Source organism: Methylobacterium sp. Leaf123 (assembly GCF_001423405.1).
GTDB lineage: Bacteria > Pseudomonadota > Alphaproteobacteria > Rhizobiales > Beijerinckiaceae > Methylobacterium.
Genome location: NZ_LMNS01000031.1, coordinates 1 through 1,361 on the forward strand (window position 1 = coordinate 1; position 1,361 = coordinate 1,361).

1 protein-coding gene and 1 pseudogene are annotated in these 1,361 nt (G+C 65.5%); both read right to left on the reverse strand.

Annotated elements, in window-relative coordinates; translation table 11 throughout:
* Positions 1-150 (reverse strand): annotated as a pseudogene (locus ASF53_RS27080) (porin family protein); the annotation flags it as partial.
* Positions 151-552: 402 nt separating this feature from the next.
* Complete coding sequence (locus tag ASF53_RS15865) at positions 553-1,257, reverse strand: NAD(P)/FAD-dependent oxidoreductase (protein WP_286134485.1); 705 nt, start codon at positions 1,255-1,257, stop codon at positions 553-555.
* Between the last annotated feature and the right edge of the window lie 104 nt (positions 1,258-1,361).

Genomic DNA, 1,361 nt, shown 5'->3' on the forward strand with positions numbered 1-1,361 from the left:
GTTGAAACCGGCGTAGAAGCCCGTCCAGGTGAACACCGGCACCGGCTGGAACACCGGCGGGGGAGCCGCGCGGCGCGGGAGGTCGGCAGCGAGCGCCGTGCCCGACAGGAGAATGCCCGTGAGGCCGGCGAGGATCAGGGAGTTGCGCAAGGTTTAAACCAGGGGTTTGTGAAAACGTGCCCCCTGTTAGCAGCGGCCAAGCTCACGTCATATGATATATTAGCCACAGCCCCTCGATGACGTCGCCGTGATCGTCGGCAAGCTTGACCGTTTGCACGGGTACACGGGGTGTTGGCCTATCCTGGGCATCTGAGCTGAGAAAAACCGGCAACGCGAGAGGGTTCGCCTCGCTCGACGTCCCACCTTGCCGGCCCAAGTGCCGCAGCGGCGCCGTGGCTCACGCGTGCGCTCCTCGATATCGATGTGGTGACGATCCATCGCATCGCCGCCCTGTCGGTCCCCTGGCTCGGTTCGGCCCGCATCCAGAGCGATCGGTAGGCACCGTCCGCACGCGGCCGCGATATTCCAAGAGCTACGCGCCCGCTGTTGGGATCACGCGGAGCTGTCGGGCCCGTCGACTTCTTCCTCGGTGGGCAGTTCGCAGCGATTGTGGATGTCGGTGGCCGCCATCGCACCATGTCCCATCGCCACCACGACTTGGTCGAGACCGCGCACCACGCCGCCGGCGGCGTAGAGGCCCGGTACCGTCGTGCGATTGTGCTCGTCGACGATGAGCGCTCCCGTTCCGTCGTGCTCGGCTCCCAGTTCCAACGCGAGTTCGGAGCGAAGCTTCAATCCAAGAGCCGAGTAGAGCACCTCGAACCGGTGTTCGTCACCGCTCGCCGTGCGTAGCCGTGTGATCCGGGCATCCTCGATATCGAGGTCTGTCACCGGCTCGTGGACGACCTTGATGCCGTGCTTCTCGACACGCTCACGCTCGCCCGCGTCGAGATGCATGCCTTGCCCCAGCGTCAGAAGCGTCACGTCACGCGAATAGGTGCGGGCCACGAACACTGCCTCTCCGAAGCCCCTGTCGCCATGGCCGATCACCGCGATGCGCTTGTCCCTCGCCTCGTAGCCATCGCAGATCGGGCAGTAGCGCACGAGGCCGCGTCTGACGGCGTCGGGAAGGTCCGGCAGGTCCGGCTCCACTTCGTCGGCGCCCGTGGCAAGAAGCACCCGGCGCGCCCGCACCTTGCGTGAGACGCCCGCCGCCTCTTCGACGCTGGCCGCGAAACCTTCCTCGACTCTGCGCAAGGCCGTTGGCCTGCTGCCGGTTTCACGGACACCCAGTTTAGGTGTGATGATGAAGCCGGAGGTGCTCCATGCAGCGTCGCAAGTTCGGACGTGAGTTCAAGATC